This is a genomic window from Streptomyces sp. URMC 123, assembly GCF_051386515.1.
In the GTDB taxonomy this organism is placed as follows: domain Bacteria; phylum Actinomycetota; class Actinomycetes; order Streptomycetales; family Streptomycetaceae; genus Streptomyces.
The window spans coordinates 1-6,455 of sequence record NZ_JBPQTV010000351.1; the positions used below are offsets into that span (position 1 = coordinate 1).

Consider the following 6,455-nt stretch of genomic DNA (forward strand, 5'->3'; position numbering starts at 1 on the left):
GTTGGGGGCCGGGGTGAGGCCCAGGGGGTCCTGGGTGAGGTAGCGGGCCGTCGTGGGGTCGTAGTGGCGGTGGACGTTGTAGTGGAGGCCCGTTTCGGGGTCGAAGTACTGGCCCGGGAAGCGCAGCGGCGTGTAGGCCGTCGCGTCCGACGGCCACGTCGTCGTGCCCCACAGCGTCGACCGCGCGCGCCACGCGACCGTGCCCCGCTCGTCCACCAGCTCCGTCGGCGCGCCGACCAGATCCGTGACGATCGCGAAGAACCGCGCGTCGATCTCCCGCTGGGGCGCGTCCGCCGCGCTGATGCGCTCCGTCTGCGCGATCGGGCGCAGCCCCTCGTGGTCCCAGGTCAGGGTCACCGGGTTCGGCGCGTCGCACGCCACCGTCGTCTGTTCGGCGAGCGTCGTGCCGTCCCAGGTGAAGTCCGTCCGCTCCACCACCGAACCGTCGTCGCCCAGCCGCTGCTTGGCGATGCGGCGGCCCAGCGGGTCGTACAGATAGCGCCAGCGCGTGCCGTCCGGCGTCACCACGCCCACCAGGCGGTCTTCCGCGTCCCACGTGTAGCGCCACGTGTCCGGCTTGCGTGACAGCCGGGCGATGCGGCGCAACACCACCCGGCCCTGCGCGTCGTGTTCATAGCGCACCCGCCCGGCCCGGCCGATCCGCGTGCCGGTGTAGGCGCGGGTGCCGACCGCCTCCGCTCCCGCGTGCTCGGCCGGCCACTCGGCCTCCGTCTGGTTGCCGGCCTCGTCGTACGCGTACCGCTCCGTCCAGTCCCGCGCGTGCACGGCCGTGACCCGCCCCGCCGTGTCCAGGTCGTACGACCGCCTGCCGCTCAACCGGTCGTCGACGGCGGTGACATGGCCGTCCGGGCGATAGGCGTACGCACGCGACTGCACCGTGGTGGCGCGGGCCGTCAGCGTCTGGCCGGCGAGCCGGCCGGCCGGGTCCCACGCCTGCGTCAGGGTGAGCGTCTCGCCGAAGTACCGTGCGACCTCCTGCCCGGCCGCGTCGTGCTCGAAGTCGACGGTGTGGCCGGAGGCGGTCAGGGACGTGCGGCGCCCGGCCGCGTCGTAGCCGTAGCGCGTGGTGGCCCCGGACGGGGTGATGCGGCGGCTGCGGCGGCCGAGGCGGTCGTAGGAGAGGCAGAGCGTGCGCCCGTTGACGGTCTCCGCCGTGACGCGCCCGAGGCGGTCCCGCGCCTGGGCCAGGCTCACCCCGGGCCCGCGCGCCTCCACGAGCCGGCCGGCCGCGTCGTACGCGTAGTGGGTCTCGTGCCCCTCCGCGGCCTTGGTGGTGAGCCGCCCCAGGTCGTCGTACGCGTAGTGGACCGTCTGTCCGAGCCCGTTGGTCCGTGCGGTGAGCCGGTCGGCCGCGTCGTGGTCGTAGGTGAGGACGCGCCCGTCGAAGTCGGTCTCGGAGACCAGCCGGCCGGCGGCGTCGTACGCGTACTGCCAGGTCAGCCCCTGGGGATTGGTGACCCGGGTCAGCCGCAGCTGCGCGTCGTGCTCGAAGGTGTGGCGGACGCCGTCGGGTCCGGTCCGCGCGGCCACCAGGTCGAAGTGGGTGTACTCGTACGACGTCACACCCCCCGCGGCGTCGGTGTGCGCGAGCAGGTTCCCCTCGCCGTCGTACGTCCACGTCCGCTCGGCCCCGTCGGGGTCCACGCACCGGCTGAGCCTGCCCTCGACCGTCCAGAAGAGGCGGGTGACGCGGCCGAGCGGGTCGGTCAGGGCGGTGACCCGCCCGAAGGCGTCGCGCTCGTACCGGGTGGTGCCGCCGAGCGCGTCGGTGATCTCCACCGGGAGGCCGGCGGCGTCGCAGCGCAGCCGGGTGGTGTTGCCCTCCGCGTCGGTGACCGCCGCGGGGTGGCCCCGGTCGTCGTAGGCGAAGCGGGTGGTCGCGCCCGTCGGGTCGGTGACCGAGGTACGGCGGCCGGCCTCGTCGTACGTCTGCCGCCACACCGCGCCGTCGGGCCCGGTGAGCTCCGTGGGCAGCCCGAGGTCGTTGTAGGCGGCCGACTGCTCACGGCCGTCGGGGCGGAGCACGGCGAGGAGGTTTCCGTCCTCGTCGTACCGGAAGCGGTACGTGCGGCCCAGCGCGTCCGTGCTGGACAGGACCCGGTCGTACCGGTCGTACTCGGTGCGGATCGTGTGGCCGAGGGGGTCGACGGTGGCGACCACCTGGCACGCGTCGTTGACGACGTACCGGGACACCTGGCCCTCGGCCGTGGTGACGGTGGTGGTCCGCAGCCCGGTGGCCTCGTCGGGCGCGCCGTAGTCGATGCGCAGCGCCAGATGGCCGTCGGTGCCGCCCTCGGCGATGACCCGGTCGCGGTTGTCGTAGACGTAGTCGTAGCGGCGGTCGTTGGTGTCGGTCCAGGCGATGACGCGGTGCTCGTCGTCGTACTCGAACCGCAGGGGCCGCCCGGAGGACTTGGTGACCTCCGTGAGGTCGCCGTCGGTGTAACCGTAGCGGACGAGTTCCTGGTCGGAGCCGTCCGGTGCGGCGCCGACGAGGTGGAGCGCGGTGATCCGGCCGCCGTCCGTGGTGATTCTCAGGCGGCGGCCGGCGCTGTGTGCGATGCCGGTCGGCGCCCCGTCGGCGTCGTACTCGAAGGTGACCCAGTGACCGTCGCGGTCCGCCATCTGCTCGAGCGGGGCCTCGCCGTCGCCCCCGCCGGCGGGGCCGGTGAAGTGCCGGACGTGGCCCGTGGCGGGGTCGGTGAGCGTGTACGAGCCGTCGGCCGTGCGCTCCAGGGGCCAGCGGGGGCCGCGCTCGGGAAGGGTCGGCAGGTCCACCGCCGGATGCGGGTAGGCGAGGAGCCGGCCGTCCGCACCGATGTGGACGACGCCCCGGGCGTCGATCTCCAGACGTTCGTCGACCGTGCTCGACCAGGAGGGGCCGAACCAGCGGCCCGCGCGATAGCCGGACTCGACGCGCCGCGTGAACGCCAGGGGGAGCGCGCCGGGCAGCGACACATCGGTCTGCGGCAGGAACATCTTGCCGGTCGCGAGGTCCACGGGGTCCGTGCCGCCGACGCACTTCTTGCCGTCGTGCGTGTGGTTCTGCTGCGAGCCGTTCTCGTCGAGCTGCTCGCGGCCGGGGCCCTGCTGCCGGCCGGACGCGGGGTCGGGGCCGTGAGGGCCGCCGGCCCCGGGCTCGTGCGGTTGCCGGATGCCGTCCGGCAGGCCGGTGCCGTGGGGCAGGGCGGTCCCCGGCCCGTGGGCGTGCTCGGGGAGGCGCCGGGCGATGCCCGCCACCTTGCGCGTGCTGCCGGCGCCCTTGCTGCCGATGAGGTCCGGCAGGAGTTTGCCGGTCGCCTCGTAGGGGTCCTTGGTGAACTCCTCGGCCATGTTCTTCACCACCGGCCACGGGTTGTTGGCCGTGGTGACCAGGCCGCTCGCCAGGGCGCTGAGGCGCGTCGCGTACTCGGCCGGGTGCGCCAGGTTGTACGGGTCCCAGGCGCTCACGCTGCGGACGAAGCCGATGAGACCGCCCACGCCCTTGATCACGCCGGTGCGGAGGTGCTCCCGGGCGACCTTGGCGTTCTCGTACCCGTTCTCGACCTGATCCGCGAAGGACGGCTTGGCGGGGGCGGCGTCCCGCGCGGCCCGCACCGCCGTACGGGCCGTCTCGGCCGCCGTGTTCCGTTGCGCGCGTGCCTCTTTGAGCTTGGCCCGCGCCGCCTCGCGCCCGGATTCGCCGGGGTCGGCGAAGTCTCCCGGGCGCGTGGGCTTCGGCCCCGGGTCGCCGCCCGCGTCCAGGGCGGCGTTGTACTTCTTCGCGGCCGCGTTGTACGAGGCCACCGCCGCGTTGTGGGCGTCGCGCGCCGCGTCGGTGGCGGCCTCCGCCTTCCGGTAGGTGTCGATGGCCTCCCGGGCCCGGCGCTGGGCCCACTCCACGGTGTCGGCGAAGGCGTCGAGCGCGTCCGCGGCCTTGCCGCAGGCCTGCGCGGCCTCGAACCACTTCTTCGGCTCGATCGACACCTTCTCGCGGAACGCGTCGGCGGCCTCGCCCTTCCAGTGGGCCGAGTCCATGCCCTTGAGGCCGTTGCCGACCTTGTCGAAGGAACTGTGGAAGTCGCGGAGGTGGGACACCGTCGACCGCAGCTTGGAGACGCTGCCGTGGATCAGCTTCCTGGGGTCGTCGCTCTGCCCGAGTTCGAGCTCACCGGCGTCCGCCCCCAGGGCGTTGGCCGCCGATCCGGCCAGCCGGCGGACGATGCCGGCGCCGGTGTCGTGACCGAGGCGGTCCAGGCCATCGGCGATCTTCTTGCCGCCGAGATCGACGAGCTTGCCGGCCCGCTCGACATTTTTCTCGGCGTAGTCCTCGATGGCGTCGGGTATGAAGTCGCCGAAGTTCATCGGCCCTCACCCTCCGCCGACGGCTCGTTCCGCCGGCCCGTGCCCTGCTCCGGAGGAGGGGCCGGGATCGCGTCCCGCACCCGCTGACGGACGGCCTCCCCGTCGGCCCCGGCCAGGTCCGCCCCGATGCCCAAGACGCGTCCGCCGTTCCCCTCGGAGACCACCGTGCGCGCGGTGTCCTTCCACTGCTGGGCGATGTCCGCGCGCGCCTTGTCGATCGATTCCGTGCTGCGGTCCCACGCATACATGTCGAAGTCGAGCAGCTCGCCGTACTTCTTGTCCTTGACCTCTTCCTCGGTCAGGTGGGGGTTCCCAATGGCCGAGTTGACCGCGTACTTGTAGGCGTTGGCCTGGTACCGGTCCTCCTCCCAGATGCCGCCCGCGGCGATCCCCGCCCGGGACGCGAGCTGGCTCGCGGTCACCACCAGCGCCCGTACGCCCCACTCCCAGCGCTCGCAGAAGGACTCGAAGTCCGCCGCGAGGCCGCCGTGGCCGGCCTCCATGCCCGTCAGCCGCAGTTCCTCGAAGCCGACGCCCCGGCCGGAGTCGATGCCGCCACCGACCTCCCTGAGCTCCCCGATCGCGCCTCTGAGGCCCTCGGTGATCAGCTTCACCGAGTCCGCGCCGATTCCGAGGTTCGCCGTGCCGTCGCCGCTCACCGGGCGCCCTCCGTCGGAGCCGTGGCGACCGCCTGCGCGGTGGTGCCCGCGCCCATCGCGGGGGTGTGCGCGTCGACGCCCGCGTCCACCGCGACCGCGTCCGGAACGATTCCTCGAACGGGCGGGAACAGCATCGAGCCGTCCTCGTCGGCCACGTCGACCGCCACCCCGACGGGACCCTCCAGCTCCGGGATCACCTGGTCCAGCAGGCGGGCGCCCAGCACCACGCGGTACTCCCAGGGCCGGTCGGTCTCCGTGCCCCTGGCGAGCAGGAAGCGCGCGAGGGGCTCCTCGCCCGTGAAGGCGTACAGCCAGCGCACGCCCCCCAGCGACCCCGACATCGCCCCGCCGTCGGCGATCGGCAGCAGCAACGGCGTGCGCCGGAACTCCCCCACCATCGCCGCCGGTACGCCGTTCCCCGATCGCACCGCGGCGATCTCCTCGATCAAGCCCACGCCGGCTTCCCCACCCCTACGCGCTCCCCACGGCCGTCCGGTCACCGACGGCACGTCAACCTCGGGCACAGTACGACACACCGCGACGCTGCCGTTACGGGGGGTTCCGCGGGTGCGGGCAGAGGTGGGGCCGTTCGCCGTCGCCGGCGGCTCAGCCGAAGAAGATGGACGAGATGTCGTTGTCGAAGCCGATCGTGGCGAGGTCCGGCACGTCGCCGGTCACGACCTTCGACTTGCCCTCGCAGTTCGGCTTCGACCAGATCTTCAGGCTGCCGCTCGCCGAGAGGGAGGACGCGACGTCGTCCCGGGCCACGTTCTGGCAGCCCGGGCCGGCCAGGCCCTGCGCGCCGTTGTCGGCGAAGTTCTTGTCGTCGAAGAGCACCGCGCTGGATGCCGGTTCGGCAGTGCCCTGCTCGCTGCCCTGGCCGTTGCCCTGCCCATCACCCTGCTCGTCGCCGCCCCCGCTCGCGCCCGCCTTCGTGCCGTCCGGGCGGACGCCGAACCATGTGCCGCCCACCCCTTGGCCCTTGGTGTCGCCGGGCGCCGTGTCCTTGCTGAAGCGGTAGACGGGCCAGCCCCCGATCGTGACCTGGTGGGTCCCGTCCGACCGCTTGATCACGCCGATCGAGGACCGCTCCACCCCCTCCACGAAGATCTTTCCGCCCGGGGCGATGAGCACCGGCGGCCACGTCGTCGCGCACTCCCCCGAGCAGTTCGACACCGACGGCCGCGCCGTGTCCTTGTCGAACCGGTAGAGCGTGAAGCCGGCCCCGTTGACGACCACCGGGTCGAGGTCGCCGGCCCGGCCCGCGCTCAGCTGCACCCAGCGGCGGGCCACCGGCGTGCTCGCCGGGGCGCCGGGCGCCGACGCCCAGTCACCCGTGTTCGGCTCGGCCCCGTTCCGCTTCGCCGATCCGTTCAGGAACGACAGGTTCCCCACCCCGGACCCGCCCGCGCCGGGCGCGCCGCCCTCCGC

4 protein-coding genes are annotated in these 6,455 nt (G+C 73.6%); all 4 read right to left on the bottom strand.

Annotation, left to right across the window (positions count from 1 at the left end; all coding sequences use genetic code 11):
* Window positions 1-4,365: putative T7SS-secreted protein (locus ACSNOD_RS26915; protein ID WP_436769663.1), on the bottom strand; the 4,365-nt coding region annotated here is incomplete at its 3' end.
* Window positions 4,362-5,024, bottom strand: coding sequence for a hypothetical protein (locus ACSNOD_RS26920; protein WP_436769664.1), 663 nt, complete (start codon window positions 5,022-5,024; stop codon window positions 4,362-4,364). The genes ACSNOD_RS26915 and ACSNOD_RS26920, both read right to left, overlap by 4 nt.
* Window positions 5,021-5,479 carry a hypothetical protein gene (locus ACSNOD_RS26925; protein WP_436769665.1) on the bottom strand — a complete coding sequence of 153 codons (459 nt, stop codon included), beginning with the start codon at window positions 5,477-5,479 and terminating at the stop codon, window positions 5,021-5,023. The genes ACSNOD_RS26920 and ACSNOD_RS26925 overlap by 4 nt, the downstream gene beginning before the upstream one ends.
* 151 nt (window positions 5,480-5,630) lie before the next feature.
* The coding region (locus ACSNOD_RS26930) for a hypothetical protein (RefSeq protein ID WP_436769666.1) at window positions 5,631-6,455 on the bottom strand (825 nt) is incomplete at its 5' end.